The following is a 26,352-nucleotide window of genomic DNA, read 5'->3' as shown; positions in this document are numbered from 1 at the left end:
TCCGAATCAACCGATTCCGAGTTCGCGTTCCTTGAGAATCGTCTTCGCGCGCGCGATGTCTTTGCGGACCTGGCGGATGCGCATGGGATTCTCCAATTGACCCGTCGCCAACTGGAAACGCAGGTTAAACAGCTCGTCCTTCAACTCGTTGACCTTGTTCTCGATTTCCTCGGTCGACAAGTTGCGCAGCTCACTGGCTTTCATCCGCTTCACCACCCACTTCTTCGCGCTTGACAAACTTCGTCTTAATCGGAAGCTTGTGTGCGGCTAAGCGCATCGCTTCCCGCGCGACCTCTTCGCTGACGCCGGCCAGTTCAAACAGCACTCGGCCCGGCTTCACCACAGCCACCCATTTTTCCGGGGAGCCTTTACCGCTACCCATACGGGTTTCCGCAGGCTTCTGAGTCACCGGCTTGCTCGGGAAGATCTTAATCCAGACCTTACCACCACGCCGGATGTAACGAGTCATCGCAATACGAGCCGCTTCAATCTGACGGTTGGTCACCCACGCGGGTTCCAACGCCTGCAGCCCGTACTCGCCGAACGTCACTTCAGTGCCGCCCTTGGAGACACCCTTCATGCGACCGCGGTGCTCCTTGCGATGCTTGACGCGCTTTGGCATCAACATAATCAGTTGCCTCCTTCCTCAACGGTCCGACGGCGTTTCGGAAGCACCTCGCCGCGGTAAATCCACACTTTCACTCCAATCCGCCCGTACGTGGTATGCGCCTCCGCCAGCGCGTAGTCAATGTCTGCCCGCAGTGTATGCAAAGGCACGGTCCCTTCCGAATACCCTTCCGTACGCGCGATTTCCGCACCACCCAAGCGTCCGGAGACCTGCACGCGAATACCTTTCGCGCCGGCCCGCAGAGAACGCTGCATCGCCTGCTTCATCGCCCGCCGGAAGGCAACGCGCCGTTCCAACTGGCTGGCGATATTCTCCGCCACGAGACGAGCCGACAAGTCCGGTTGCTTAATCTCAGAGATGGAGATGTGCACCCGTTTGCCGGTGAGCGCGCTCAAGGCGTTGCGCAAGGCGTCCACTTCCGAACCGCCCTTGCCGATGACCATGCCCGGTTTGGCCGTATGAATGATGACGTTGATGCGGTTGGCTGCACGCTCAATGTCGACCTCAGCCACCGCAGCGTCCTTCAGCCGCTTGGCAATGTATTCACGAATCTTCAGGTCCTCATGCAACAGGTCCTGGTAGTTCTTCTTATCCGCGTACCACTTCGATTCCCAGTCGCGAATGATGCCGATCCGCATTCCGACCGGATTGACCTTTTGACCCATGCCGACTTATCCCTCCTTTTTCTCCGCAACCACGACCGTAATGTGGCTGGTCCGCTTCATGATGCTGTAAGCACGTCCCTGCGCCCGGGGATGGAACCGTTTCAAGGTCGGACCTGGGTCGACGTACGCCTCTTTGATGTAGAGGCGGTTGACATCCATGTTATGGTTGTTTTCCGCATTCGCAATCGCCGAGCGAAGAACCTTCTCGACCACCGGCGAGGCGCCGCGCGGGGTCAGCCGAAGGATGGCGAGAGCTTCACCCACCCGCTTGCCGCGGATCAAATCCACGACCAAGCGCACCTTGCGCGGAGCAATGCGGATATATTTCGCACGCGCACGAGTCGTCTGTGCCGCTTCCATGTTGTCACCATCCTTTCAAACCGATGAACTTAGCGGGAACGCGACGAACGGTCGTCTCCGGCGTGTCCCTTAAACGTACGGGTCGGAGCAAACTCACCGAGCTTGTGGCCGACCATATCCTCCGTAATGTACACGGGCACGTGCTTGCGACCATCATGTACCGCAAAGGTATGCCCGACAAACTGCGGGAAAATGGTCGAACGACGCGACCAAGTCTTAATCACCCGCTTCTCGCCGGTCTTGTTCAACTCCTCGACCTTCTTCAGGAGATAGGCGTCACAAAACGGCCCCTTTTTCAGCGAACGTCCCAAAGTGCAGCCTCCTTTCCACGAGACCAAAGTCTAAAACGCGTACTGTTTCCACCCTTAAGCCTCATGCCGCATTCGCCCGGCCGCGCGGACGCGGCCAAGCACCTGTCTTACTTTTTGCGACGGCGAACAATATACTTATCAGACGGCTTGTTCTTCTTGCGCGTCTTCTTGCCCAAGGTCGGCTTGCCCCAGGGGGACATTGGCGACTTCCGACCAATCGGTGCCTTACCTTCACCACCGCCGTGCGGGTGGTCGACCGGGTTCATCACGACACCGCGGACGGTCGGGCGACGGCCCAGCCAGCGCGAGCGCCCAGCCTTCCCAATGCGGATATTCTCATGATCTAGGTTGCCGACCTGGCCGATGGTTGCGCGGCATTCCAGGCGGATGAGGCGCACCTCGCCGGAAGTCAGGCGCACCTGCGCGTAGTCGCCTTCCTTCGCCATCAGCTGCGCCGACGCACCGGCGGCGCGCACCAACTGCGCCCCACGCCCCGGCTTCAGTTCTACGTTGTGAATGACTGTACCAACCGGGATACTGGCCAGCGGCAGGGTGTTCCCCGGGCGAATGTCCGCGTCCGGGCCAGACATGAGAACGTCCCCAACCTTCAAGCCGTGCGGCGCGATGATGTAGCGCTTCTCGCCATCCGCGTAGTGGAGCAGCGCGATGCGAGCAGATCGGTTCGGGTCGTATTCAATCGTCGCAACCTTCGCTGGGATGCCGTCCTTGTTCCGGCGAAAGTCAATGATGCGGTAGCGGCGCTTGTGGCCGCCGCCATGGTGGCGGGTCGTAATCTTGCCCTGGTTGTTGCGCCCGGCGTTCTTTTTCAGCGGCGCCAGCAGGGATTTCTCCGGCCGGTCGGTGGTAATCTCCTCGAACGTCGAAACCGACATGAATCGACGTCCCGGGGAGGTCGGCCGATATTTTTTGATACCCACCGTGTCAACCTCCTTTTTCAGTCAAATCTCGCGTTCTTACGCGTCTTCGCCAAAGATGCGGATGGGATCCGAATCTGGGCGCAGGGTGACGACAGCCTTTTTCCATTCCGGGGTCCGGCCGACAAAACGCCCCACGCGCTTGGTCTTACCCGGCACACGCAGGGTGTTGACTTTTGCCACCTTCACGCCAAACAGCTTCTCCACCGCCCGGCGAATCTCGGTCTTGTTGGCGCGCTTGTCGACTTCAAACACGTACTTGCCCTGCTCCATCAGCTCGGTCGACTTCTCGGTAATCACCGGCCGTTTAATCAGGTCTCTCGGGTCCATTACGCGAACACCTCCTGGACCTTCTCGACGGCATCGCGGGTCAGGACCAAATGGCCGTGACGCAGCACGTCGTAGACATTCACTCCACCGGCCGAGACGTACTTCACGTCAGGCAGGTTGCGGGCAGACAGAAGTGCCTTCTCGTTCACCTCAGCGTCGACAATGAGCGGCTTCTGGAGATTCAACTGCCGCAACAACGCCACCACGTGTTTCGTTTTAATCTCCGGCAACTCGAGATTGTCCAGCACAATCAGCTTGCCCTCGTCCACCTTCGACGTCAAAGCGCTGTACAGAGCTGCACGCCGGACCTTCTTCGGCACCTTCATCTTGTACTCACGCGGCTTTGGCCCAAAGACCACCCCACCGCCTTTCCATTGCGGAGCCCGGATGCTGCCTTGACGCGCACGGCCGGTGCCTTTTTGCCGCCACGGCTTGCGTCCGCCTCCGCGCACTTCCGAACGACCCTTGGTGCTGTGCGTGCCCCGCCGGGCATTGTTCAGATACATCAAGACCACCTGGTGCATCAAATCCGGACGGACAGGCGCCGCGAAAATTTTATCCGACAGCTCGATCTCGCCTACCTGTTCGCCTGCCATGTTGTACACGGTCACCTTCGGCATCAGTCTGCCTCCTTTCGATCCTTATTTCGCGTTTGCCTTCACGGCGCTGCGCACCGTCACAAACGAGTTTCTCGGCCCGGGAATCGAGCCCTTCACGAGCAGCAGGTTCCGCTCCGCATCCACGCGGACAACGGTCAGGTTTTGGACCGTCGTGCGCTCGCCACCCATGCGGCCAGCCATCGTCTGACCTTTAAAGACGCGGTTTGGCGCAATCGCGCCGAGCGATCCGACGCCACGGTGATACTTCGAGCCGTGCGCCATCGGTCCACGAGCCTGGTTGTGGCGCTTGATAGGGCCGGCGTATCCTTTGCCCTTCGATACACCAATGACGTCCACGACGTCCCCTTCGCTGAACACGTCCGCACCCAGCTGCTGGCCGACCTCGTAGGCGTCTACATCCACGCCTCGCAGCTCACGCACATACCGTTTTGCCGCCGTGTTCGCCTTCGCCGCATGGCCTTGCTCTGCCTTCGTGGCGCGGCTCGGTTTCTTGTCGCCAAACCCAAGCTGGATAGCGCTGTATCCATCCGTCTCGGGTGTCTTCTTCTGCAACACGATGCACGGTCCCGCGGCAATCACGGTCACCGGCACCACTCGGCCGTCCTGGTCGAAGACCTGGGTCATGCCGAGTTTGCGACCCAAGATGCCTTTCATGTCTGCACCCCCTACAAACAAATCCACTTTCCCATCGATCAGCGCGTTCACTCACGCGCCTCGGCACGCGCGTAATCCCCGCTCAAGCAAACAAGGTGGTGGGCTGGCGCATGCCTACGGGCAGATCTGCCCATATTACCCTTAAAACCGAACTTACAGCTTGATTTCAATATCGACGCCAGACGGCAAGTCCAGGCGCATCAACGAATCGACCGTCTGCGGGGTTGGATTCTGGATGTCGATGAGCCGCTTGTGCGTCCGCATCTCGAACTGCTCACGCGAGTCCTTGTACTTGTGCGGAGCACGCAGGATGGTAATCACCTGCTTCTCCGTCGGCAACGGAATCGGCCCAGACACTCCGGCCCCAGACCGACGCGCGGTCTCAACAATTTTCTCAGCCGACTGGTCAAGAATCTCGTGATCATAGGCTTTCAGTCGAATACGGATTTTTTGCCTCGCCATATGTTTCCCCCCTCATCGCCCAATCTAGTGGACACGCTCCACCGAAGAACCCTAGTGGTGCCCATATGGCGTTTGGCACATAGGCAACCTCCGGCCTCATCGCTGTCAGAGACCAACATGCGAAATTATACTAAACGCCGCCACAGAACACAAGGTCTGTCGCGGCCCTCTCCGGCCATTACCAAAACAGGGGTGAAGGAACAGCCCCCTCACCCCTGTAGTCGATTGACGTTTCAACGGTTGTCCGGAAAGGGGGCTTGCGTCTCCCTTTCCGATACTTGATTCAAGCGTGTACCGTCACGTCGATTAAAACCTTAGGCTTCAATCGAGCTGACCACGCCAGCGCCCACCGTACGGCCGCCTTCGCGAATCGCGAAACGGGTGCCTTCTTCGAGCGCGATCGGCGAAATCAACTCAACGGTCATCGTCACGTTGTCGCCAGGCATGACCATCTCGGTACCCTCCGGCAGGTTGACCACCCCGGTCACGTCCGTCGTGCGGAAGTAGAACTGCGGACGATAGCCGTTGAAGAACGGGGTGTGGCGCCCGCCTTCCTCCTTCGTCAAGACGTACACTTCAGCGTTGAACTTGGTGTGCGGCTTGATGGAGCCGGGCTTGACGATAACCTGGCCACGCTCCACGTCCTTGCGTTCAATACCACGCAGCAGCGCACCGATGTTGTCACCCGCCTGCGCCTGGTCGAGGAGCTTGCGGAACATCTCGACGCCCGTGACGACCGTCTTCAGTGCGTCATCGCGCAGGCCGACAATCTCCACTTCGTCGCCGACCTTGAGCACGCCGCGTTCGACACGGCCAGTGGCGACCGTGCCACGACCGGTGATGGTGAACACGTCTTCGACCGGCATCAGGAACGGTTTGTCGGTGTCGCGCTCCGGAGTCGGGATGTACTCGTCGACCGCGTCCATCAGCTCTTCAATCTTCTTTACGTATTCAGGGTCGCCCTCGAGCGCCTTGAGTGCCGAACCGCGGATGACCGGGACATCGTCACCAGGGAACTCGTACTCGTTCAGCAGTTCGCGGACTTCCATCTCGACCAGTTCGAGCAACTCTTCGTCGTCGACCATGTCGCACTTGTTGAGGAAGACCACGATGTACGGAACGCCGACCTGACGGGCCAACAGGATGTGCTCGCGGGTCTGCGGCATCGGGCCGTCCGCAGCGGAAACGACCAGGATAGCGCCGTCCATCTGCGCGGCACCGGTAATCATGTTCTTCACGTAGTCCGCGTGACCCGGGCAGTCGACGTGCGCGTAGTGGCGCTTGTCCGTCTCGTATTCCACGTGCGCGGTGTTAATGGTGATACCGCGCTCGCGCTCTTCCGGAGCCTTGTCAATCTCCTCGTACTTCTGCGCCTGGGCCTTGCCCTTCTGCGCCTGAATCGTGGTAATGGCCGCCGTCAGGGTCGTCTTGCCGTGGTCGACGTGACCAATCGTGCCGACGTTTACGTGAGGCTTGCTGCGATCAAACTTCGCTTTTGCCATCGAGATTCACTCCTTTTTATCATTCGCCCTTGTGTTTGGCGATGATCTCTTGAGCGATGTTTTTCGGAACTTCCTCGTACCGAGAAAATTCCATGGTATAGGTACCGCGTCCTTGCGTCCGGGACCGCAGGCTGGTCGAGTACCCGAACATCTCGGACAGCGGGACGTAACCGCGAATGACCTGGGCGCCAGCTCGCGCTTCCATGCCTTCCACGCGGCCGCGGCGGGAGTTGATATCCCCCATGATGTCGCCCATGTACTCTTCAGGCACGGTGACCTCGACCTTCATAATCGGTTCGAGGAGAACCGGGCCCGCCTTCTGGGCGCCCGCCTTGAGGGCCATTGACCCAGCAATCTTAAACGCCATTTCCGAGGAGTCCACCTCGTGATACGACCCGTCGTAGAGCGTTACCTTAACATCGAGCATCGGGTAGCCCGCGATGACGCCGTTTTGCATCGCCTCGCGGATGCCCTCGTCGACGGCAGGGATATACTCTTTCGGGATGGCGCCGCCCACAATCTTGTTCTCGAACACATACCCCGCGCCCCGCTCCAGCGGTTCGAGGATAATCTTGACGTGTCCGTACTGACCGCGACCACCCGACTGGCGGACGAACTTGCCTTCCTGGTCCACCTGCTGAGTAATGGTCTCCTTGTAGGCAACCTGCGGCTGACCCACATTCGCCGCCACCTTAAACTCACGCTGCAGCCGGTCCACGATGATCTCGAGGTGCAGCTCGCCCATCCCCGCAATGATGGTCTGACCAGTCTCCTGGTCGGTCCACGTACGGAAGGTCGGGTCTTCCTCGGCCAGCTTCGCCAGCGCAAGGCCCATCTTGTCCTGGTCCGCCTTGGTCTTCGGCTCGATGGCGACATTGATAACCGGCTCCGGGAATTCCATCGACTCCAAGATGACGACGTTCTTCTCGTCGCAGAGCGTATCCCCGGTTGTCGTGTCCTTCAGCCCGACCGCCGCCGCAATGTCACCCGCATACACCATATCGATCTCTTCCCGGTGGTTGGCGTGCATCTGCAGGATACGGCCAATGCGCTCGCGCTTGCCCTTGGTCGAGTTGAGCACGTACGATCCGCTGCTCAGCGTCCCGGAGTAGACCCGGAAGAAGGCCAACTTACCGACGAACGGATCGCTCATGATTTTGAAGGCCAGCGCGGCAAACGGCTCGTCATCGGACGAGTGCCGCTCCACCGGTTCGCCCTCTGGCGTTGTCCCATTAATAGCCGGAACATCAATCGGGGACGGCAGGTAATCGACCACCGCATCAAGCATCGGCTGGACGCCTTTATTCCGGTAGGACGATCCGCACAACACCGGGAACAGCTGCACCGCACACGTGCCTTTGCGGATGCCGGCTTTCAGTTCCTCGACGGTGATTTCCTCACCTTCGAGGTACTTCATCATAAGTTCTTCGTCCAGCTCGGCGACGGCCTCAATCAATTTCGTTCGATACTCAGCCGCCAGGTCCTTCATATCGTCCGGAATCTCGCGCGCCTCCGACGTGGTCCCCAAGTCATCCGTGTAGATGATGGCCCGGTTCTCCACCAGGTCGACCAGACCAACGAACGAGTCCTCCGCGCCAATCGGCAGCTGAATCGGAACCGCGTTCGCCCCCAGGCGCGTCCGCATCTGCTCGACGCAATCCAAGAAGTTTGCGCCGAGGATGTCCATCTTGTTGACATACGCAATCCGCGGCACGTGATATTTATCCGCCTGCCGCCACACCGTCTCAGACTGCGGTTCGACGCCGCCTTTGGCGTCAAACACGCCGACCGCCCCGTCCAGGACGCGCAGAGACCGCTCCACTTCAACCGTGAAGTCTACGTGGCCGGGTGTATCGATAATGTTAATGCGATGGCCTCGCCATTGGCAGGTTGTCGCGGCCGACGTAATCGTGATGCCGCGCTCCTGCTCCTGCACCATCCAGTCCATCGTTGCGGCGCCCTCGTGCACTTCGCCAATCTTATGCACGCGGCCGGTATAGAAAAGCACGCGCTCCGTCGTGGTCGTCTTACCCGCGTCAATGTGCGCGATGATGCCGATGTTGCGCGTCTTTTCCAAAGGAAACTGCCGAGCCAATGAACACCCTCCTTCCGTCTAGACACTCGCTTCGTTGCGGCGTTCCGGCTCTTACCAGCGGTAGTGCGCGAACGCCTTGTTCGCCTCTGCCATGCGGTGCGTGTCTTCCTTCTTCTTCACGGCGCCGCCGGTGTTGTTGGCCGCGTCCAGCAACTCGTTGGCCAGACGGTCAATCATCGTCTTTTCCCCGCGCTCGCGCGCGTAAGTGACAAGCCACCGCAATCCCAAGGTGATACGCCGTTCCGGACGCACCTCCACCGGCACCTGGTAGTTCGAACCACCTACGCGACGGGCCTTGACTTCGAGCACCGGCATGACGTTGCGCAGCGCCTCCTCAAAAACCTCCATCGGGTCTTTACCACTGCGCTCGCGAACCTGCTCCAAGGCCGAATAAACGATTCGCTGGGCCGTGCCCTTCTTGCCGTCGACCATGACTTTGTTGATTAAACGCGTCACCATCTTGTTCCCGTACACCGGGTCTGGCATCACGTCCCGTTTCGGGACCGGACCTTTACGCGGCATGCATGCGCCCCCCTTCCTGTTTTTCCGTCAGCCCTGCGCCCAAGCGGTCGACTTGCGGCCGTCCAGGCACAGGCTTGCCCGGTTTTCAGCGCGGCCGTTTCGCCGCAGATTTGCGGCCGCTTCACCGCATATTACTTCTTCTTGGCACGCTTGGCCCCGTACTTCGAACGTCCCTGCTGGCGGTCTTTCACGCCCGCCGTGTCCAGCGCCCCACGGACAATGTGATAGCGCACGCCCGGCAGGTCTTTGACGCGACCACCGCGCACCAGCACCACCGAGTGTTCCTGCAGGTTGTGACCCTCACCCGGGATGTAAGCCGTAACTTCATACGTATTCGTCAAACGCACACGGGCGTATTTCCGCAGCGCCGAGTTCGGCTTCTTCGGCGTCATGGTGCCCACACGGGTACACACGCCGCGCTTCTGCGGAGACGGCAGGTCGGTCAGCTTCTTCTCAAAGCTGTTGTACCCCTTCTGCAACGCCGGTGCGGTCGATTTCTTCGCAATCACTTTGCGGCCTTTACGGACCAGCTGATTAATCGTCGGCATCGTTGCACCTCCTTCCAAAGATCCAATCGCCGTCACAGACGCGATTGTCATGTCCACAGTGCCTGGTGGTCCGTGCCCACACACGGAAAAACCCTCGGGTGGGGCACGACGCGCAGCTGCTCAGACAGCCGGCACGCTACTCCTCAAGGATTGCGGCCGTCGCCGCTCCCACCTCGATACCGCAAGCCTTGCCGAGTTCCTTCATGGATTCAATCCACTCTACGGGAATTCCGCGTTCGCGGGCTAGCGCCACGACCGGACGAGTAACCCGCTCCTCCGCGTCTTTCGCGACAAAGACTTGTACCACCTGCTGTTGCTGGAGTGCCTTCGTCGTTTGGTTGGTCCCGATAATTCGTTTCCTCGCGAGGCGTATGCGTTCGAGAGACATGGCAAAGCCTCCCCCAAAATAACGACCATGCTCAAGGCACACTCAACGATTCTATCACCGCAAAAAGCGGACTGTCAACAACCGATGGGCAGTTCGAGGAGGTCGGCGCGGGGCGCCCAGCACCCCGCGCTCGGGTTCGGTCGCCGGCCCTCAGTCGCTGACCGACACTGTCGCCGTTTCCTGGGTATCCAAGTTGTTCTCCGCCTGCGGATCATCATCGGAAACCAGGCGCAACCGCCGGTAACGGGCCATGCCAGTACCCGCCGGAATCAGCTTGCCGATAATGACGTTCTCCTTGAGTCCAAGCAACCGGTCCACCTTGCCCTTGATGGCCGCTTCGGTCAAGACGCGGGTCGTCTCTTGGAACGATGCCGCTGACAAGAACGAATCGGTTTCCAGCGACGCCTTGGTGATGCCGAGCAGAGCCGGGCGCGCGACGGCCGGATCGCGACCTTCCAGCAGCACCTTCTGGTTGGCCTGCTCGAACTCGTGCAGGTCCACATAGGTCCCCGGCAGGAGATCCGTATCGCCGGCATCGAGGATGCGCACCTTCCGCAGCATCTGTCGGACCATGACCTCGACGTGCTTGTCGTTGATGTCCACGCCCTGCATCCGGTACACGCGCTGCACTTCGCGCAGTAGGTAGTTCTGCACACCCTGAAGACCCCGAACCCGCAGCATCTCCTTCGGATCGACCGAGCCTTCGGTGAGCTCATCGCCCGCGGCCAAGACCTGGCCCACGCTGACACGGATGCGCGATCCGTACGGAATCGCGTAGACTTTCGTCTCGCTCTCGCCCTCAATCTCAATCTCGCGCTTATCCTTGCCTTCGCGGATGTCGATGACCTTGCCGTCAAACTCCGTGATGACCGCCTGCCCCTTCGGGTTGCGCGCCTCAAACAATTCCTGCACGCGCGGGAGACCCTGGGTGATGTCGTCGCCCGCCACGCCGCCGGTGTGGAACGTACGCATGGTCAGCTGCGTACCCGGCTCGCCGATGGACTGGGCGGCGATGATGCCGACCGATTCGCCAATCTCCACTTCTTTGCCGGTGGCCAGGTTGCGGCCGTAGCACTTGACGCATACGCCATGCCGCGTGCGGCACGTGAGCACGGAACGGATGGTGACCTCCTTGATGCCGGCCTCCTCAATACGGGACGCCGTCTCGGCATCAATCATCTCATTCTTGCCCACGAGCTTCTCACCCGTCTCTGGGTGATACACGTCCTGGAAGGCAATCCGTCCATCCAGTCGATCCCGCAATTCCTCAATCACTTCACGCCCGTCACGGATCTCCATCACCTTGAGACCCTTGTCGGTGCCGCAATCCTCTTCGCGGACGATGACGTCCTGCGCCACGTCGACCAGGCGGCGGGTCAGGTAACCGGAGTCTGCCGTACGCAGCGCCGTGTCGGCCAGACCCTTGCGGGCGCCGTGGGTCGACATGAAGTACTCCAGCACTGTCAAGCCTTCGCGGAAGTTGGACTTAATCGGCAACCCGATGATGCGGCCGGACGGGTTGGCCATGAGTCCGCGCATCCCGGCCAGCTGGGTAATCTGCGAAGTGCTACCGCGAGCCCCAGACGTCGCCATCATGTAAATCGGGTTGAGCTCGTGCATGCTCTTCATCAGCGTGTCGGTGACCCGTTCTTTCGCTTCTGTCCAAATCTGGCTGAACGAGATGTACTTTTCATCGTCCGTAATCAAGCCGCGCCGGTACTGCATCTCGAGCTTGTGCTGACGCTCGTCCGCTTCAGCGATGATGGTCTTCTTTTCCTCGGGCACCACGATGTCGGCGACGGAAATTGTGATGCCAGCCAGCGTCGAGTGGTGGAACCCCAACCGCTTGACCTTGTCAAGGATTTCCGAGGTCGTGGTGGTGCCATAGCGGCGGAAACACTCGGCCAGGATGTTGCCCAGGTCCTTCTTGATGATGGCCTTGGCAATCGGCCGGTTCTGTGCCGCCTCACGGAGATTGGCTCCCTTCTCGAAGACAAAGGTCTCGTCTGGAGTCCCGTCGACCAGGTTGGTCTTGGCGCCCGAGTGCAGATACGGGAACTCGCGCGGGAAGATCTCGTTGAAAATCAGTTTCCCGGCGGTGGTGATGAGCATCGCCTGCTCCTGCCGCGCGTCCCGCCAGACTTTATCCAGGCTCGCCGCCGGCAGGACAATCCGCGCGTGCAGGCTGATCTCGCGCTGCTGCAACGCCATGTGCACCTCATCCGGCCCGGTGAAGACGCGACCCTCGCCCTTGGCGCCGGCCAGTTCGATGGTCAGGTAGTAAGGACCGAGCACCATGTCCTGGGTTGGCGTGACCACCGGCTTGCCGGAGGCCGGACTGAGGATGTTGTGCGCAGCCAGCATGAGCAGCCGCGCCTCCGCCTGCGCCTCTGCGGAGAGCGGTACGTGCACGGCCATCTGGTCACCGTCGAAGTCCGCGTTGTACGCCGTACACACCAGCGGATGCAGCTTGATGGCGCGGCCTTCCACGAGCACCGGCTCGAACGCCTGGATGCCCAAGCGGTGCAGTGTCGGCGCACGGTTGAGCAGAACCGGGTGCTCTTTGATGACGTCCTCGACCACGTCCCAGACTTCCGGCGAAACCCGTTCCACTTTGCGTTTGGCGCTCTTGATGTTGTGAGCCAGGCCGCGCGCGACCAGTTCCTTCATCACGAACGGTTTAAACAGCTCCAGCGCCATCTCCTTCGGCAGACCGCACTGGAACATGCGCAACTCAGGGCCGACCACGATGACGGATCGACCCGAGTAGTCGACGCGCTTACCCAACAAGTTCTGACGGAACCGGCCCTGCTTCCCTTTGAGCATGTGCGACAACGACTTGAGCGGGCGGTTGCCAGGCCCTGTCACCGGGCGACCACGGCGGCCGTTGTCAATCAGGGCGTCCACCGCCTCCTGCAGCATCCGCTTCTCGTTCTGGACGATGATGTCCGGCGCGCCCAGGTCAAGCAGCCGCTTCAGGCGGTTGTTCCGGTTGATGACGCGGCGGTACAGGTCGTTCAAGTCGGAGGTCGCGAAGCGGCCGCCGTCCAGCTGCACCATCGGCCGCAGGTCGGGCGGGATGACCGGCAGGGCCTCAAGAATCATCCATTCCGGGCGGTTGCCGGAGCTGCGGAACGCCTCCAGCACCTCCAGCCGCTTGATGGCGCGGTTGCGACGCTGTCCCTGCGCGGTGCGCAGCTCTTCCTTCAAGGCCTCGACCTCACGGTCCAGGTCAATCTCGACTAAGAGCTTCTTGATGGCTTCCGCGCCCATCCCCGCCTCGAAGGCGTAGCCGTATTTATCCCGATAGGAGCGGTACTCCTTCTCGCTCAGCAGTTGCTTTTTCTCGAGCGGGGTATCGCCTGGGTCGGTTACTACGTAGGAGGCGAAATAAATGACCTCCTCCAGCGCACGCGGCGACATGTCGAGCACCAAGCCCATACGGCTGGGAATGCCTTTGAAGTACCAGATGTGAGAGACGGGAGCCGCCAGCTCAATGTGACCCATCCGTTCCCGGCGCACTTTCGACCGCGTCACCTCGACGCCGCAGCGATCACATACGACGCCCTTGTAGCGAACCCGTTTATACTTGCCGCAATGACACTCCCAGTCCTTGGTCGGACCAAAGATCTTCTCGCAGAACAGCCCTTCCTTTTCCGGACGCAGCGTGCGGTAGTTGATGGTCTCCGGCTTTTTGACCTCCCCATGCGACCACGAGCGGATCTTCTCCGGCGAGGCGAGACCAATCTTCATAAACTCGAAGTTATTGACGTCTAACAAAGGGGAATCCTCCCTTTCGGCAAACTCGTCGCTGCTCTCATGCGCCAGCACGCCGCCCCCCCTCGAGGGGCGTCAGCGTACCCGGTATGTCAGTCTCCGACTTCGCGCACCTCAAGGTTGAGATTCAATTTCTCACCCGCATCGTCGTCTTCGTCGCTCTCCCGGATGACAATCTCCTGCTCATCCTCGCTGAGGATCTTCACGTCCATCCCGAGGCTCTGCAGCTCCTTAATCAACACCTTGAAGGACTCAGGCACACCCGGCTCTGGCACGTTCTCGCCCTTGACAATCGCCTCGTAGGTCTTGACGCGGCCGACCACGTCGTCCGACTTGACGGTGAGAATCTCCTGCAGGGTGTAGGCAGCACCGTAGGCCTCGAGCGCCCACACCTCCATCTCGCCAAAGCGCTGGCCGCCAAACTGCGCCTTGCCACCCAACGGCTGCTGGGTGACCAGGGAGTACGGCCCAGTGGACCGAGCGTGAATCTTGTCGTCGACCAGGTGCGCCAGCTTGAGCATGTATACATAGCCCACCGTCACGCGGTTGTCGAACGGTTCACCCGTACGCCCGTCGTACAAGACCTGTTTGCCGTCGCGGGGAAAACCAGCCTCCTCCAACGTGTCGAACACGTCCTCTGCCGTCGCCCCGTCGAATACCGGCGTCGCGATGTGTACGCCCAGCGCCTTGGCCGCCATGCCCAGGTGAGTCTCCAGCACCTGGCCGATGTTCATGCGCGATGGCACGCCCAGCGGATTGAGAACAATCTCGACCGGCGTTCCGTCCTCGAGAAACGGCATGTCTTCCTCCGGCAGGATGCGGGCCACAACACCTTTGTTTCCGTGCCGGCCAGCCATCTTGTCGCCCTCGGAGATCTTGCGCTTCTGGGCGATGTAGACGCGCACCAGCTGATTGACGCCGGCGGGCAGTTCGTCCCCGTTCTCGCGCGTGAACACTTTCACGTCCACCACAATGCCGGCGCCGCCGTGCGGCACACGCAGCGAGGTGTCGCGCACCTCCCGCGCTTTCTCGCCGAAAATGGCGTGCAGCAGACGCTCCTCCGCCGTCAGTTCGGTCACGCCTTTGGGCGTCACCTTGCCGACCAGGATGTCGCCCGCCTGAATCTCCGCGCCAATCCGGATGATGCCGCGCTCGTCAAGGTTCTTCAGCGCGTCCTCACCCACGTTCGGAATGTCGCGGGTGATTTCCTCCGGTCCAAGCTTGGTGTCGCGCGCCTCCAACTCGTACTCCTCAATGTGAATCGAGGTGTAGATGTCCTCTTTGGCTACCTTCTCGGAGAGGAGAATCGCGTCTTCGTAGTTGTACCCTTCCCAGGTCATAAACGCGACCAGGACGTTGCGGCCGAGAGCGAGTTCCCCATTTTCCGTCGCCGGACCGTCAGCCAGGATATCCCCCGCCTGCACCCGCTGGCCTTCCCGGACAATCGGGCGCTGGTTGATGCACGTGTTCTGGTTGGAACGTGTATACTTGAGCAGCTTGTATTTATCCAAATCCCCAGTGACCGTCTTGCCGTCCACCACATGTTCAGTGCGCACCCAGATCTCGCGCGCCGTTACGCGCTCGACCACGCCGCCGCGCTTGGCCACGACGCAGACGCCCGAGTCTTTGGCCGCCTGATGCTCCATGCCCGTGCCGACCAAAGGCGCCTCCGTCACAAGCAGCGGCACCGCCTGGCGTTGCATGTTCGAACCCATCAACGCACGGTTGGCGTCATCGTTCTCGAGGAACGGAATTAGCGCCGTCGCTACCGAAACCACCTGCTTCGGCGAGACGTCCATGTAGTCGACCCGCTGCCAGGGAACCGTGATGACGTCCTCGCGGAAGCGCGCCACCACTTCATCCGAGGCAAAGCGCCCATCCTCGGTCAACGGAGCGTTGGCCTGGGCGATGATGTAGTTCTCTTCCTCGTCCGCCGTCAGATAGTCAATCTGGTCCGTTACCACACCGGTGTCCGGATCGACCCGTCGATAGGGGGTTTCAATAAACCCGTACTCGTTGATCCTGGCGTACGTGGACAGCGAGTTGATCAGGCCGATATTCGGACCTTCCGGCGTCTCAATCGGACACATGCGGCCGTAGTGCGAATAGTGCACGTCACGCACTTCAAAGCCCGCTCGCTCACGCGTCAGGCCGCCCGGACCCAATGCCGACAGACGACGCTTGTGTGTTAACTCGGCCAGCGGGTTGGTCTGGTCCATGAACTGCGAGAGCTGGCTGGAACCGAAAAACTCTTTAATAGCCGCAATCACCGGCCGGATGTTGATCAGCGCCTGCGGCGTGATGGCGCTGGCATCCTGAATCGACATCCGCTCGCGCACCACACGTTCCATACGCGACAGGCCGATGCGGAACTGGTTTTGCAGCAGCTCGCCGACGGAACGCAGGCGGCGGTTGCCGAGGTGGTCGATGTCGTCGGTCGTGCCCACCCCGTGCAACAGGTTGAAGAAGTAGCTGACGGCCGAAAGGATGTCCGCCGGGGTGATGTGTTTCACCGTCTTCGGAATGTCCCCGTTGCCGACCACGTGCAGAATCCGGCCATCCTCATTGGGGGCAAAGATTTTCACCATCTGCACCGGAATTTCCTCTTCGTCGGTCAACTCCGGCGTGGCCCGCAGACGCAGCCGCCCGACGTTGCCCGTCAGTCGCGGCAGGAGCTTGTCAAGCGTGCGCCGGTCGAGGATTTGCCCCGCCTCAGCAACGATTTCATTCGTATCCGCATCAACCAAGGTCTCCGCCAAGCGCTGGTTGAGCAAGCGGTTCTTGATGTGCAGCTTCTTATTCATCTTGTAGCGACCAACGTTGGCCAGGTCGTACCGCTTCGGATCGAAAAAGCGAGAGGCGAGGAGCGCACGCGCATTTTCAATCGTGGGCGGCTCGCCCGGGCGCAGACGTTCATAAATCTCAATCAACGCGCGCTCGGTCGAATCGGTGGTGTCTTTGTCCAGGGTGTTGCGCAGGTACTCGTCTTCCCCAAGGAAGTTGATGATCTCTTGATCCGTCCCGAGACCCAAGGCGCGCAGGAGTACGGTAATCGGCAGCTTACGGGTGCGGTCAATGCGAACATACACGATGTCCTTGGCGTCCGTCTCGAACTCGAGCCAAGCGCCGCGGTTTGGAATCACAGTGGCCGCAAAGGTCTGCTTGCCGTTTTTATCGATTTTGCTGTTAAAATAAACACTGGGAGAACGGACAAGCTGACTGACGATGACACGCTCAGCGCCATTGATAATGAACGTTCCGGTCTCGGTCATCAGCGGGAAGTCACCCATGAAGACCTCCTGCTCTTTGACCTCGCCGGTCTCTTTGTTCAGCAGGCGCACCTTCACCCGCAACGGCGCAGCGTACGTGACATCCCGTTCCTTGGACTCTTCTACGTCATACTTAGGCTCGCCGAGGCTGTAGTCGATAAACTCCAGCACGAGATTGCCGGTAAAGTCCTGAATGGGCGAGATGTCGGCGAACATTTCGCGTAGCCCTTCTTCAAGGAACCACTGGTAGGACTTCTGTTGAATCTCAATCAGATTCGGCAGATCCAAGACCTCGTGAATACGGGCGTACGACCGACGTTCGCGCCACCCATACTTGACCATGTGTCCTCGCAAAGCCGTCACCTCTCATGCCGATTTCAACATGCCCTAGACAATACAAAAATAAAATGAGGTTGCTGTGAACCACATTTTTCGTCCATCCGGTATTCAACTATCTTCATCTATCGTCGACACGTTTGATGGTCATACATCCCCCGTCCACACGATAGAATTTGCATTAAAAGACTTTATCATAGTCGAATAGCGATGTCAATGCTTCGTACAGCAAATGACGTGATAGCCGCCGGAACGCTCCACCGTCTCCACCTCCGGGAAGACGCGCGCCAGCTCTGCACGCGCACTGTCAGCCCCCTGCTTCTTCTGTATCACAACCCAGAACCGACCGCCGGCGATGAGGTGGTCGAACGATTCTCGGAATAAACGGTAGACCGTCGCCTTTCCGGCACGAATGGGCGGATTCAAAAGCACCGCGTCGGCCAATACTTCCGGAGCTCCAGCAAAGCCGTCGCTGGCTCGGATGTCCACCCGCCCGCGGGCAAACGCAAGGTTCAGGCTGGCTAATTCCAACGCCCGTTGATTGACATCCAACAGCAGCCAGCGGGTATCCGGATAAGCGCGAGCGAGTATCGCCGACACCGCCCCGTAGCCACAACCCAGGTCGACCATCTGTCCCTGTTCGGGCAACCGCGCCGTCTCCACCAAGACACGCGTTCCGTAATCCAGGCCACGCTTGGAAAACACGCCCCGGTCGGTGACCAGCTCGGCCGCAATCCCCCGAGCCCGGACCGAAACGGTCCGCCGCTGGCGCTCGCTCGTGGGCTGGGTGGAGAAGTAATGCTCGCTCATGTCGCGCCTCCAGTCAAAGTGAGTCACAGCCGTTTCCGGCAACCGTTCCACAACCACCGCCACGCGGCCCAGACTACAAGTGGGCGCCGCCGGTTGTCCGGCCGACGCCCACCACACCACTCGCCATGCCCATGCCGGGCGTCGCGGTCTTACTTGATTTCGACCGTCGCGCCCGCCTCTTCCAACTTGGCCTTCATGGCCTCGGCGTCCTCTTTCGAGACCTTCTCCTTAATCGGTTTCGGCGCGTTGTCAACCAGCTCTTTGGCCTCTTTCAGGCCGAGGCCGGTAATCTCGCGGACAACCTTGATGACGCCGATTTTGGAAGCGCCCGCGCTGGCCAGGATGACGTCGAATTCGGTCTGCTCGGCAGCCTCTTCGCCACCGCCCGCAGCGGCACCGCCTACGACGGCGACCGGAGCAGCGGCGGTCACGCCAAATTCTTCCTCAATAGCCTTGACCAAATCGTTTAACTCTAAAACCGTCATGCCCTTCAGGGCTTCAATGAATTCCTCTTTCGTCACGTTTTACGCCTCCCTGTATTCTTCTTGCAGCATTCACGCCGCAGATTTCACGCTGCACGCTTGCACAACATGGTGATAAGAGCGTATCGGTCAGACCTTCACGCCACCCGTGCTGCGCGGAGTGCCGCAGGAACCATCGAACTCTCCTTACTCCGCAGCCGCCGCTTCGCCGCCCTGCTGCTCCGCCACCTGCTTGATGGCGTACGCCAGGTTGCGCACCGGCGCCTGCATGACGCTAAGCAGCATCGACAGCAAGCCTTCGCGGGACGGCAGGCTGGCCAAACCTTCGACTTCCTTCGCCGTAATGACGCGACCCTCCACGAGTCCGCCCTTCAGCTCCAGGGCTTTGTGCGAGCGGGCAAATTCGTGCAGGACCTTCGCGGGCGCGACTGGATCGTCATAGCCGAAGGCCAGAGCCGACGGACCGACGAAGAACTCCTGCAGACCAGGAACCTCCGCTTTTTCGGCCGCACGCCGGGTCATCGTGTTCTTGAGAACCTTGAATTCGACGCCCGCCTCGCGCAGCTGCTTGCGCAGCTCGTTCGACTCCGCCACGTTCAGTCCGCGATAGTCCGCCACAATCACAGCTTTGCTGCGGCTGAACTTGTCGGCAATCTCTTGCACCAGCTTTTCTTTCTCCTCGCGTACTGTGGTCACGAAACCCACCTCCCTTTTTCTGCATGTCCGGAAAGGGGTCAGAACTCCCCGGCGCATTGCTTCGTCAGCGCCCAAAATGCTCCCTCACGTACCGAAAAACGTACGCTCGGATCGCATTTTGGGCTAGCTTCCTTGCACTGCTTGGGTCTTACCTGACCCCTTTCCGGACACCCTCTTTTTCAATTGGGATGAACCGACGCATCGCCATACGCAATCGCCGCATAAAAAACGCGCCTCCGCAGACGCGGGGCGCGATTCTCCCAATCGGAGACGACGAATCGCGAACCTCGGTAGGCGGAAGACCTCCGTCCTCCATTGTCCAGTGGTTGGACCTACTGTCTACGGTTCATCCGGTATTCATTTGGCACGTTCCATCTTAACCGCTGGACGCCGAGCGGTCAACCCTCGGCGCCCGGCGAGTCTTGGACACGTAGATACGCCTTATTCCGCCGCCACCAACCGCTGCACGTTCACCCGGATGCCCGGGCCCATCGTGCTGGAGATGGACAGGTTGCGGAAGTACTGGCCTTTCGCTGCCGCCGGCTTCGCCTTCTGCAGCGCGTCGACCAACGTCCGCAGGTTGCCAAGCAAGGCATCCACATCAAACGAGACCTTACCAATCGGGACATGGATGTTGCCGGCCTTGTCAAGACGGTATTCAATCTTACCGGCCTTGATTTCTTCGACCGCGCGGGCGACTTCAAACGTAACCGTACCGGTCTTCGGGTTCGGCATCAGGCCTTTCGGACCGAGGATGCGTCCGAGGCGACCCACTGAGCCCATCATGTCGGGCGTGGCCACCACTACATCAAAGTCCATCCAGCCCTGTGCCACCTTCTGAATCAAGTCGTCGTCACCGACAAAATCGGCGCCCGCCGCCTGCGCCTCCTTCGCCTTGTCTCCCTTGGCGAACACCAGCACACGCGCCGTTTTGCCCGTGCCGTGCGGCAGCACGACCGCGCCACGGATCTGCTGGTCCTGCTTCTTCGGGTCAACCCCGAGCCGGACGGCAGCTTCCACCGTCTCGTCAAACTTCGCTGTGGCGACCTGCTTCAACAGCTCAATCGCTTCGCGGGGTTCGTACTCTTTCGTACGGTCCACACGCTGCACAGCTTCCTGGAAACGTTTCGATTTCCGAGCCACAATTTCACCTCCATGTGGTTTTGCGGTGCAAGACCTCCCACAAGGGACCCTGATTCGTGATTCGCAGTTATCCGGACACGCAGGGTTAGTCTTCAATCACAATCCCCATGCTGCGAGCCGTGCCTTCGACCATCCGCATGGCCGCCTCCACGGAAGCCGCATTGAGGTCCGGCATCTTCTGCTCCGCAATCTCGCGCACCTTGGCGCGCTTGATGGTCGCAACCTTCTTCTTATTCGGCTCTGACGATCCGGACTCAATCCCCGCGGCCTTCTTCAGCAGCACGGCTGCAGGGGGCGTCTTGAGTTCGAACGTGTAAGAGCGGTCTTCATACACGTACAGCACGACCGGGATAACCAGACCCACCTGATCCGCAGTACGCGCGTTGAATTCTTTACAAAATCCCATAATGTTGCCGACCTGGGCCTGACCAAGAGCCGGACCCACCGGCGGCGCCGGAGTGGCTTTGCCTGCAGGAATCTGCAGCTTGACAACCTTGATAATCTTCTTCGGCAACCTGTCCACCTCCTTTGCCACAAGCTGTGGTCATACGGGCGTACGCCCTCCCACGTGGACCCGGCCCAGACCGCCCGCCTCCGCAAGGCGGTACGACGGGCTCAGGGAAAGAGGTCCACAGCAACAGCCGCAACAGCGTCTACGCGCATGCCGCAGCCAGAGAACAGGCTCGTCCCAGCCCAGCCAGGCGCGAGCCTAGTCTCTCACCTACAATACACCTTCAGTACGTCCGTGTGTCTGTCGTCAGACGAGCTTCTCGACCTGGGTGAAGTCCAGCTCCAGAGGGGTATCGCGCCCAAACATGGATACGAGCACCCGCAACTTCTCCTGGTCCAGGTTAATCTCTTCCACAGTGCCCACCAGGTCCGCAAACGGCCCGTGTATAATTCGTACCGCTTCGCCGATCTCGTAATCGACGCGCGGCTTGACCTCCTCGGCGCCCATTTGGGCCAGGATGGCGTTGACTTCGGACGGCAGCAGCGGCACCGGTTTTGATCCGCCGCCAGCGGATCCGACGAACCCTGTGACGCCCGGGGTATTGCGCACCACGTACCAGGAGTCGTCGGTCATAATCATCTCGACCAAGACGTACCCTGGAAACACCTTGCGCTGCACCACCCGCCGCTTGCCGTTCTTAATCTCCAGCTCATCCTCGGTCGGAACGACGATGCGGAAGATTTTATCTTCCATGCCCATCGTCTGGACGCGACTCTCCAGGTTGTTTTTCACCTTGTTCTCATAACCCGAGTAGGTATGAATTACGTACCACTGCTTCTCGAGATTCTCCATGGCGAGGGCGGAACGCCCCGCACCCCCTATCCCAAGTCGTTTCCGCTCGTTCGGACGGCATCGGGACTCAGCTACCAACGCCCTCTTCTTAGAGGATGCCGACGCGGGACGCCGCCCAGCCGATAAGAACGTCAAACAGCCAGACCAAGAGCCCCATCACCAGACAGGTCGCCAGCGCGGCAGCCGTATACCCAACAACCTCGCGCCGCCCCGGCCAGCGCACCCGTTTCAATTCCGTTACCGCTTCGGAAAAGAACGTGATGACGCCCGTCCGGCGCGGCTTGGGTTGAATTTCGTTTTCCGGACTAACGTGATGTTCCGCCACCTGTCAGACCTCTCTTCGCCGACATACTGCTTGCCCCTGCCCCGCGTCGCCCGGCGGGTTCAGAGGCCGTACGCGCAGAATCAGGCGCTCAGCGAGTCTCACGATGCACCGTGTGACTTTTGCAGTATGGACAAAACTTCCGGAGCTCAAGCCGGTCCGGATCGTTCTTTTTGTTCTTCACCGTCGTATAATTGCGTTGCTTGCAGTCGGTGCAAGCCATGGTGATGACGACACGCATTCTGGGGCACCTCCCTCGCCGACACGTTACCAGGACGCACCGCCATAGGGCAGACGTGCACCTGCGCAGACTTTAATTACATTATCACAGGGGAGGCACAGTGTCAACATAACGAGAGGTTGGGCTATGCATAAACGTTGCGGTAGGCCAGGTACTTTTCCAGCTTGCGCTTCACTCGTTGCAGCGCATTATCAATCGATTTGACGTGTCTATCCAAGTCTACGGCAATCTCCTGATAGGAGCGCCCATCCAGGTACAACATCAGGACCTTGCGTTCAAGGTCGCTTAAAAGCTCCGACATGGTGACCTCAATCGCGTCAAACTCTTCCTGGTGAATGACCATGTCTTCCGGATCCGCCACGCGGACGGTGGAGAGGACGTCAAGCAGTGTCCGGTCTGAATCCTCGTCGTAAATGGGCTTGTCAAGAGAGACATAGGAATTCAAAGGAATATGCTTCTGCCTCGTAGCCGTTTTAATAGCGGTGATAATTTGACGCGTCACACACAACTCGGCGAATGCCTTAAACGAGGTCAGTTTGTCTTCACGAAAGTCCCGGACGGATTTGAACAGCCCAATCATGCCTTCCTGAACGATGTCTTCCCGGTCGGCACCGATGAGGAAATAGGAACGGGCCTTGGCGCGTACAAAATTGCGGTACCTGTGGATGAGGAATTCCAGGGCTTCGTCGTCCCCTTGGTGCACGGCCGCGACCAACTCCTCGTCGGTCATGTCTTCATATCGCTCACGCGGCCCTGTAGACGCCTGCGTAGGCAAAACGAATCACCCCGAATCCAGCTCTGGATGTGTGGACATTATACATTATGTAATCTCACAGAATCAACGCTAGATCTCATTGCCGCCGCCAATCTTCTAGTTTTTTTGCGACCTCGCTGCTCAGCGCCTCGTGCAGCCGCGGCTGCGTCGATTGCATCTGCCCGGTGGCACGCTCAATCCGCGATCGCGCGTCTTGTAAGCGGCGAATCAGCTCCCCCGCACTGATGCGCAGCGCACCCCCACCAAAGGCGACCTGCTGCTCTGCCGCATCGGAGGTGGCCACGGTAATCTGGTGAAACTTGTCCTTAAGCTCGTAAACCAGCCGCTCAATCCGCCCGTCCGCTGTCTCCCCGGGGGCGGTGTAAATGATCCGCACCCAACGCCGCTGTTCGTCCGCTTCTTTTTCCGGGGTGCGACCGGCGTCAAACACCACGATGACCTGCTGACCTGAAAAGGCCCCATACTCCGACAGGGCGGCCACGAGGTCATCCCGTTTCGCCTCGAGGTGCGGAATGGCCGTCAAACGCCGCTCTGCCTGGCGGGCGAGGATGTTGTAGCCGTCAACAATCAAGCACGCGCTGTGGCGCCCGCCGCGGGCTTTACCCTTGGCGCTGCCGGACGATTTCATACAGGAGCACCCCCGCCGCCACCGACGCGTTCAGGCTCTGCACGTGGCCTTGCATCGGCAGACGCACCAAGTAATCACAGTGCTCCTTCACCAGCCGACTGAGCCCCTTGCCTTCGGCCCCAATGACAACTGCGATGGGCCCCGTGTAGTCCACCTCCGTATACAGCGCCTCGGCGCGGGCATCCGTACCGACCAGCCAATATCCGGCCTGTTTGAGGCGCTCCATGGTTTGGACCAAGTTACTGACACGCGCGACAGGGACATACTCGAGCGCCCCGGCCGCCGCCTTGGCAACCACCTCGGAAAGTGGCGCAGAACGGCGTTTGGGCACCACAACCCCCTGCACCCCGGTCGCGTCCGCAGTGCGAATCACGGCCCCTAGGTTGTGCGGATCGACCACTTCATCGAGCAGGACCAAAAGCGGCGCCTGCCCGCGCTCCACGGCCAACACCTCGTCCAACTCCGCGTAGGCGTGGGCGGCCACGTAGGCGATGATGCCCTGGTGGCCAGCGCCGCCGACGCGGGCCAAGCTGTGCCGCGGCGCCCGTTGCACGACGACACCCGCTTCCCGGGCACGCCTGAGGATTTCCTGAAGGCTGCCGCCCTCTGCGCCTTCGGCCACCACAATCCGGGAAATCGGTCGTCCCGCCTTGAGTGCCTCGAGCACCGGGTGTCGGCCGGCGACCACGTTGGCTGGCTTGTCCGTCGTCATGATTGAACCTCCCATTCGTCCACCAGCGCCAAGGCGCGCGTGCAAAGGGCGGCCAGGCGTCCCTCCTGGCCGCTGGCATACAAATAGCCAATCAGGCTCTCAAAGCCGGTGCTGTAGCGATACGATACGACATCGGTGCTTTTGCGCACGTGTCCTGCCTTTGCATTCCGCCCGCGGCGTAGCATCGACTGCTCCGGTTCGGTCAACTCCGCCCACAGGGCGTTCGCCAGGCGGGCTTGGGTATCGGCACGGACATAACTGGTGGCCGCCTTGTGCAGGTCATCCGGGCGGCGATTGCCACGGGCAATCACGTGCCGACGCACCACCAACTCCCACACAGCATCCCCCAGATAGGCCAGGGCCAACGGCGAGAGGTCGCGCCACGGAACCTCGGTCATCACTGGCGATACCACCGTGTCCCTTGCGGAGTGTCCTCTATGACGATACCCTGGGCCGCCAGTTCGTCGCGAATCGCGTCGGCTCGAGCAAAGTCGCGGCGCGCCCGCGCTTCCCGCCGTTCCTCAAGCAAAGCCGCGATGTCCGCCTCCAGGAGGTCCGGCGTCTCCTCGGGCCGAAGGCCAAGGACATCGAGCAGCTCCAGTAGGACCGCCCGCCAGCGACGAATCCCCGCCGCAGAAACCAGGTCTTTCTCCAGGTACAGATTGGCTTCCCGCACACCCTCAAAGATGGCCGCAATGCCGTCCGCCGAGTTGAAATCGTCATCCATCGCCTGAATGAACTGGCTGCGCACGGCGTCCGCAGCCCCCGCGACCTCGTCCTCATCGTCCGGCAGATTGGCGGCCAGGTACTGAGGCAGCTCAGCCAGGCCCTGTTCGCGGTGGTCGAGGTTGCGCAGGCAGCGACGAATGCGATCGAGCGCCTGTTCTGCCTGGTCCATCGCTTCTTCGGTGTAATTGAGTGGATGACGGTACTGGGCCGACAACAAGAAGAATCGAATCGCCAAGGCAGGCCGCTTTTCCAGCAGGTCCCGCGTCATAATGAAGTTGCCGGTCGATTTGGACATCTTCTCGCCATTGATGTTGAGCGTCCCGTTGTGCAGCCAGTAGCGGGCAAACGGTTTGTGATTGTGCGCCTCGCTCTGGGCGATCTCGTTCTCATGATGGGGGAAGATCAAGTCCCGGCCGCCCGCGTGGATGTCTATCTGCTCCCCGAGATAGATGAAGTTCATCACCGAGCACTCAATGTGCCACCCGGGACGCCCCGGCCCCCACGGGCTCTGCCAAAACTCCTCATGCGGTTTGGCCGCCTTCCAAAGGGCGAAGTCTGCCGGATTGCGCTTCTGTTCGTTGACCTCGATGCGAAACCCGGCCTGCATCTCATCAATCGACTGGTGTGACAGTTTCCCGTACTCAGGGAAAGACGAAGTGTCGAAGTAGACATCCCCGCCGACGACATAGGCGTGGCCGTTCGCGATGAGGTCCTCAATGAAGCGGATGATCTCGGGGATGCACTCGGTCACCCTCGGGTGTACATTGGCGCGCCGAATCCCAAGCCGGTCGGCGTCTTCAAAGTACGCCTGGATGTACGTGTCGGCCACCTCGCGCACCCCAATGCCCAATTCATTGGCGCGTCCAATGATGCGGTCGTCCACATCGGTGAAGTTCTGAACGTATCGCACCTCATAACCGCGGTATTCCAGGTAGCGGCGAATCATGTCAAAGACAACAAACATCCGCGCGTTGCCAATGTGGAACAGGTTGTATACCGTCGGACCGCAGGCATAGAACCGTACCTTCCCAGGTTCTAAGGTCTCCAGCCTCTCCTTTGTCCGCGTCAGGCTGTTGTAGAGCCAAATCGCCACGTGATAACCTCCTCCC

Annotated in this window: 30 protein-coding genes; all 30 read right to left on the bottom strand. The window is 60.2% G+C overall.

From position 1 onward, the window contains the following. Positions 1 to 6 precede the first annotated feature (6 nt). A complete protein-coding gene (rpmC, locus tag H522_RS0112225; RefSeq protein WP_026962540.1) occupies positions 7 to 204 on the bottom strand; it encodes a 50S ribosomal protein L29 in 198 nt (65 codons plus the stop codon). Beyond that, the gene (gene rplP / locus H522_RS0112220) at positions 191 to 628 is read right to left on the bottom strand and encodes a 50S ribosomal protein L16 (RefSeq protein WP_026962539.1); all 438 of its coding nucleotides are present in this window, start codon (positions 626 to 628) and stop codon (positions 191 to 193) included. Before rplP ends, rpmC begins: the two co-directional genes overlap by 14 nt. A 2-nt stretch (positions 629 to 630) precedes the next feature. Continuing rightward, positions 631 to 1,293: a 30S ribosomal protein S3 gene (gene rpsC, locus H522_RS0112215; protein ID WP_026962538.1), complete on the bottom strand. Its 663-nt coding sequence runs from the start codon at positions 1,291 to 1,293 to the stop codon at positions 631 to 633. Positions 1,294 to 1,299: 6 nt separating this feature from the next. After that, entirely contained in the window at positions 1,300 to 1,653 is a 354-nt protein-coding gene (gene rplV, locus H522_RS0112210; protein WP_026962537.1) for a 50S ribosomal protein L22, read from the bottom strand. A 29-nt stretch (positions 1,654 to 1,682) separates the two neighbouring features. Then, positions 1,683 to 1,964 (bottom strand): 30S ribosomal protein S19, encoded by a 282-nt coding sequence (rpsS, locus tag H522_RS0112205; protein ID WP_026962536.1) that lies wholly within the window; start codon positions 1,962 to 1,964, stop codon positions 1,683 to 1,685. 107 nt (positions 1,965 to 2,071) lie between these two features. Beyond that, a complete protein-coding gene (rplB, locus tag H522_RS0112200) occupies positions 2,072 to 2,902 on the bottom strand; it encodes a 50S ribosomal protein L2 (RefSeq protein ID WP_026962535.1) in 831 nt (276 codons plus the stop codon). A gap of 36 nt (positions 2,903 to 2,938) precedes the next feature. Then, complete coding sequence (rplW, locus tag H522_RS0112195) at positions 2,939 to 3,229, bottom strand: 50S ribosomal protein L23 (RefSeq protein WP_026962534.1); 291 nt, start codon at positions 3,227 to 3,229, stop codon at positions 2,939 to 2,941. Next, entirely contained in the window at positions 3,229 to 3,849 is a 621-nt protein-coding gene (gene rplD / locus H522_RS0112190; RefSeq protein WP_026962533.1) for a 50S ribosomal protein L4, read from the bottom strand. Before rplD ends, rplW begins: the two co-directional genes overlap by 1 nt. 21 nt (positions 3,850 to 3,870) lie before the next feature. Beyond that, positions 3,871 to 4,503, bottom strand: coding sequence for a 50S ribosomal protein L3 (rplC, locus tag H522_RS0112185; protein WP_026962532.1), 633 nt, complete (start codon positions 4,501 to 4,503; stop codon positions 3,871 to 3,873). A 153-nt stretch (positions 4,504 to 4,656) separates the two neighbouring features. Then, positions 4,657 to 4,965, bottom strand: coding sequence for a 30S ribosomal protein S10 (rpsJ, locus tag H522_RS0112180; RefSeq protein ID WP_026962531.1), 309 nt, complete (start codon positions 4,963 to 4,965; stop codon positions 4,657 to 4,659). A 314-nt stretch (positions 4,966 to 5,279) separates the two neighbouring features. Next, a complete protein-coding gene (tuf, locus tag H522_RS0112175) occupies positions 5,280 to 6,467 on the bottom strand; it encodes an elongation factor Tu (protein WP_026962530.1) in 1,188 nt (395 codons plus the stop codon). 19 nt (positions 6,468 to 6,486) lie between these two features. After that, the gene (gene fusA, locus H522_RS0112170; protein ID WP_026962529.1) at positions 6,487 to 8,562 is read right to left on the bottom strand and encodes an elongation factor G; all 2,076 of its coding nucleotides are present in this window, start codon (positions 8,560 to 8,562) and stop codon (positions 6,487 to 6,489) included. A gap of 51 nt (positions 8,563 to 8,613) precedes the next feature. After that, the gene (rpsG, locus tag H522_RS0112165) at positions 8,614 to 9,084 is read right to left on the bottom strand and encodes a 30S ribosomal protein S7 (protein ID WP_026962528.1); all 471 of its coding nucleotides are present in this window, start codon (positions 9,082 to 9,084) and stop codon (positions 8,614 to 8,616) included. A 131-nt stretch (positions 9,085 to 9,215) separates the two neighbouring features. Further along, positions 9,216 to 9,632, bottom strand: coding sequence for a 30S ribosomal protein S12 (rpsL, locus tag H522_RS0112160; RefSeq protein ID WP_026962527.1), 417 nt, complete (start codon positions 9,630 to 9,632; stop codon positions 9,216 to 9,218). A 136-nt stretch (positions 9,633 to 9,768) separates the two neighbouring features. Beyond that, positions 9,769 to 10,020, bottom strand: coding sequence for a ribosomal L7Ae/L30e/S12e/Gadd45 family protein (locus H522_RS0112155; RefSeq protein ID WP_026962526.1), 252 nt, complete (start codon positions 10,018 to 10,020; stop codon positions 9,769 to 9,771). 150 nt (positions 10,021 to 10,170) lie between these two features. Then, positions 10,171 to 13,800 (bottom strand): DNA-directed RNA polymerase subunit beta', encoded by a 3,630-nt coding sequence (gene rpoC, locus H522_RS0112150; RefSeq protein WP_026962525.1) that lies wholly within the window; start codon positions 13,798 to 13,800, stop codon positions 10,171 to 10,173. Positions 13,801 to 13,889: 89 nt separating this feature from the next. Then, positions 13,890 to 17,420: a DNA-directed RNA polymerase subunit beta gene (gene rpoB / locus H522_RS0112145; protein WP_026962524.1), complete on the bottom strand. Its 3,531-nt coding sequence runs from the start codon at positions 17,418 to 17,420 to the stop codon at positions 13,890 to 13,892. Between the two features lie 195 nt (positions 17,421 to 17,615). Next, complete coding sequence (locus H522_RS0112140; protein ID WP_245578103.1) at positions 17,616 to 18,332, bottom strand: class I SAM-dependent methyltransferase; 717 nt, start codon at positions 18,330 to 18,332, stop codon at positions 17,616 to 17,618. Between the two features lie 29 nt (positions 18,333 to 18,361). After that, the gene (gene rplL / locus H522_RS0112135; protein WP_026962522.1) at positions 18,362 to 18,733 is read right to left on the bottom strand and encodes a 50S ribosomal protein L7/L12; all 372 of its coding nucleotides are present in this window, start codon (positions 18,731 to 18,733) and stop codon (positions 18,362 to 18,364) included. A 147-nt stretch (positions 18,734 to 18,880) separates the two neighbouring features. After that, positions 18,881 to 19,390 (bottom strand): 50S ribosomal protein L10, encoded by a 510-nt coding sequence (gene rplJ, locus H522_RS0112130; protein WP_026962521.1) that lies wholly within the window; start codon positions 19,388 to 19,390, stop codon positions 18,881 to 18,883. A gap of 441 nt (positions 19,391 to 19,831) precedes the next feature. Then, the gene (gene rplA, locus H522_RS0112125) at positions 19,832 to 20,533 is read right to left on the bottom strand and encodes a 50S ribosomal protein L1 (RefSeq protein ID WP_026962520.1); all 702 of its coding nucleotides are present in this window, start codon (positions 20,531 to 20,533) and stop codon (positions 19,832 to 19,834) included. Positions 20,534 to 20,618: 85 nt separating this feature from the next. Then, positions 20,619 to 21,047: a 50S ribosomal protein L11 gene (gene rplK / locus H522_RS0112120; protein ID WP_026962519.1), complete on the bottom strand. Its 429-nt coding sequence runs from the start codon at positions 21,045 to 21,047 to the stop codon at positions 20,619 to 20,621. A 243-nt stretch (positions 21,048 to 21,290) separates the two neighbouring features. Then, positions 21,291 to 21,836, bottom strand: a complete 546-nt coding sequence (gene nusG / locus H522_RS0112115; RefSeq protein ID WP_026962518.1) for a transcription termination/antitermination protein NusG — start codon at positions 21,834 to 21,836, stop codon at positions 21,291 to 21,293. Between the two features lie 88 nt (positions 21,837 to 21,924). Beyond that, positions 21,925 to 22,161, bottom strand: coding sequence for a preprotein translocase subunit SecE (secE, locus tag H522_RS0112110; RefSeq protein ID WP_245578102.1), 237 nt, complete (start codon positions 22,159 to 22,161; stop codon positions 21,925 to 21,927). Between the two features lie 88 nt (positions 22,162 to 22,249). Continuing rightward, positions 22,250 to 22,399, bottom strand: coding sequence for a 50S ribosomal protein L33 (gene rpmG, locus H522_RS0112105; protein ID WP_026962516.1), 150 nt, complete (start codon positions 22,397 to 22,399; stop codon positions 22,250 to 22,252). 124 nt (positions 22,400 to 22,523) lie between these two features. Continuing rightward, the gene (sigH, locus tag H522_RS0112100; protein WP_026962515.1) at positions 22,524 to 23,174 is read right to left on the bottom strand and encodes an RNA polymerase sporulation sigma factor SigH; all 651 of its coding nucleotides are present in this window, start codon (positions 23,172 to 23,174) and stop codon (positions 22,524 to 22,526) included. Between the two features lie 76 nt (positions 23,175 to 23,250). Then, a complete protein-coding gene (locus tag H522_RS0112095; protein ID WP_026962514.1) occupies positions 23,251 to 23,802 on the bottom strand; it encodes an NYN domain-containing protein in 552 nt (183 codons plus the stop codon). Next, the gene (gene rlmB, locus H522_RS0112090; RefSeq protein ID WP_035453763.1) at positions 23,774 to 24,514 is read right to left on the bottom strand and encodes a 23S rRNA (guanosine(2251)-2'-O)-methyltransferase RlmB; all 741 of its coding nucleotides are present in this window, start codon (positions 24,512 to 24,514) and stop codon (positions 23,774 to 23,776) included. The genes H522_RS0112095 and rlmB overlap by 29 nt, the downstream gene beginning before the upstream one ends. Beyond that, complete coding sequence (locus H522_RS0112085) at positions 24,511 to 24,912, bottom strand: Mini-ribonuclease 3 (protein WP_026962512.1); 402 nt, start codon at positions 24,910 to 24,912, stop codon at positions 24,511 to 24,513. The genes rlmB and H522_RS0112085 overlap by 4 nt, the downstream gene beginning before the upstream one ends. Further along, positions 24,912 to 26,336: a cysteine--tRNA ligase gene (cysS, locus tag H522_RS0112080; protein WP_026962511.1), complete on the bottom strand. Its 1,425-nt coding sequence runs from the start codon at positions 26,334 to 26,336 to the stop codon at positions 24,912 to 24,914. The genes H522_RS0112085 and cysS overlap by 1 nt, the downstream gene beginning before the upstream one ends. Positions 26,337 to 26,352 lie beyond the last annotated feature (16 nt).

The sequence above is a fragment of the Alicyclobacillus herbarius DSM 13609 genome (genome assembly GCF_000430585.1).
GTDB classification, from domain to species: Bacteria; Bacillota; Bacilli; order Alicyclobacillales; family Alicyclobacillaceae; genus Alicyclobacillus_G; species Alicyclobacillus_G herbarius.
This window is presented reverse-complemented; position numbering and strand designations above follow the sequence as displayed.

Bases quoted from the DNA above. Each gene is read 5' to 3' on its own strand.
- rpmC (WP_026962540.1), bottom strand. From the start codon at position 204: ATGAAAGCCAGTGAGCTGCGCAACTTGTCGACCGAGGAAATCGAGAAC.
- tuf (WP_026962530.1), bottom strand. From the start codon at position 6,467: ATGGCAAAAGCGAAGTTTGATCGCAGCAAGCCTCACGTAAACGTCGGC.
- nusG (WP_026962518.1), bottom strand. From the start codon at position 21,836: ATGGAGAATCTCGAGAAGCAGTGGTACGTAATTCATACCTACTCGGGT.
- rplC (WP_026962532.1), bottom strand. From the start codon at position 4,503: ATGAAAGGCATCTTGGGTCGCAAACTCGGCATGACCCAGGTCTTCGAC.
- rpsC (WP_026962538.1), bottom strand. From the start codon at position 1,293: ATGGGTCAAAAGGTCAATCCGGTCGGAATGCGGATCGGCATCATTCGC.
- rpsJ (WP_026962531.1), bottom strand. From the start codon at position 4,965: ATGGCGAGGCAAAAAATCCGTATTCGACTGAAAGCCTATGATCACGAG.
- rpmG (WP_026962516.1), bottom strand. From the start codon at position 22,399: ATGCGTGTCGTCATCACCATGGCTTGCACCGACTGCAAGCAACGCAAT.
- rpsG (WP_026962528.1), bottom strand. From the start codon at position 9,084: ATGCCGCGTAAAGGTCCGGTCCCGAAACGGGACGTGATGCCAGACCCG.
- rplV (WP_026962537.1), bottom strand. From the start codon at position 1,653: ATGGAAGCGGCACAGACGACTCGTGCGCGTGCGAAATATATCCGCATT.
- rpsL (WP_026962527.1), bottom strand. From the start codon at position 9,632: ATGCCGACGATTAATCAGCTGGTCCGTAAAGGCCGCAAAGTGATTGCG.
- rplW (WP_026962534.1), bottom strand. From the start codon at position 3,229: ATGGACCCGAGAGACCTGATTAAACGGCCGGTGATTACCGAGAAGTCG.
- rplP (WP_026962539.1), bottom strand. From the start codon at position 628: ATGTTGATGCCAAAGCGCGTCAAGCATCGCAAGGAGCACCGCGGTCGC.
- rlmB (WP_035453763.1), bottom strand. From the start codon at position 24,514: ATGACGACGGACAAGCCAGCCAACGTGGTCGCCGGCCGACACCCGGTG.
- rplD (WP_026962533.1), bottom strand. From the start codon at position 3,849: ATGCCGAAGGTGACCGTGTACAACATGGCAGGCGAACAGGTAGGCGAG.
- H522_RS0112155 (WP_026962526.1), bottom strand. From the start codon at position 10,020: ATGTCTCTCGAACGCATACGCCTCGCGAGGAAACGAATTATCGGGACC.
- H522_RS0112085 (WP_026962512.1), bottom strand. From the start codon at position 24,912: ATGACCGAGGTTCCGTGGCGCGACCTCTCGCCGTTGGCCCTGGCCTAT.
- H522_RS0112095 (WP_026962514.1), bottom strand. From the start codon at position 23,802: ATGAAATCGTCCGGCAGCGCCAAGGGTAAAGCCCGCGGCGGGCGCCAC.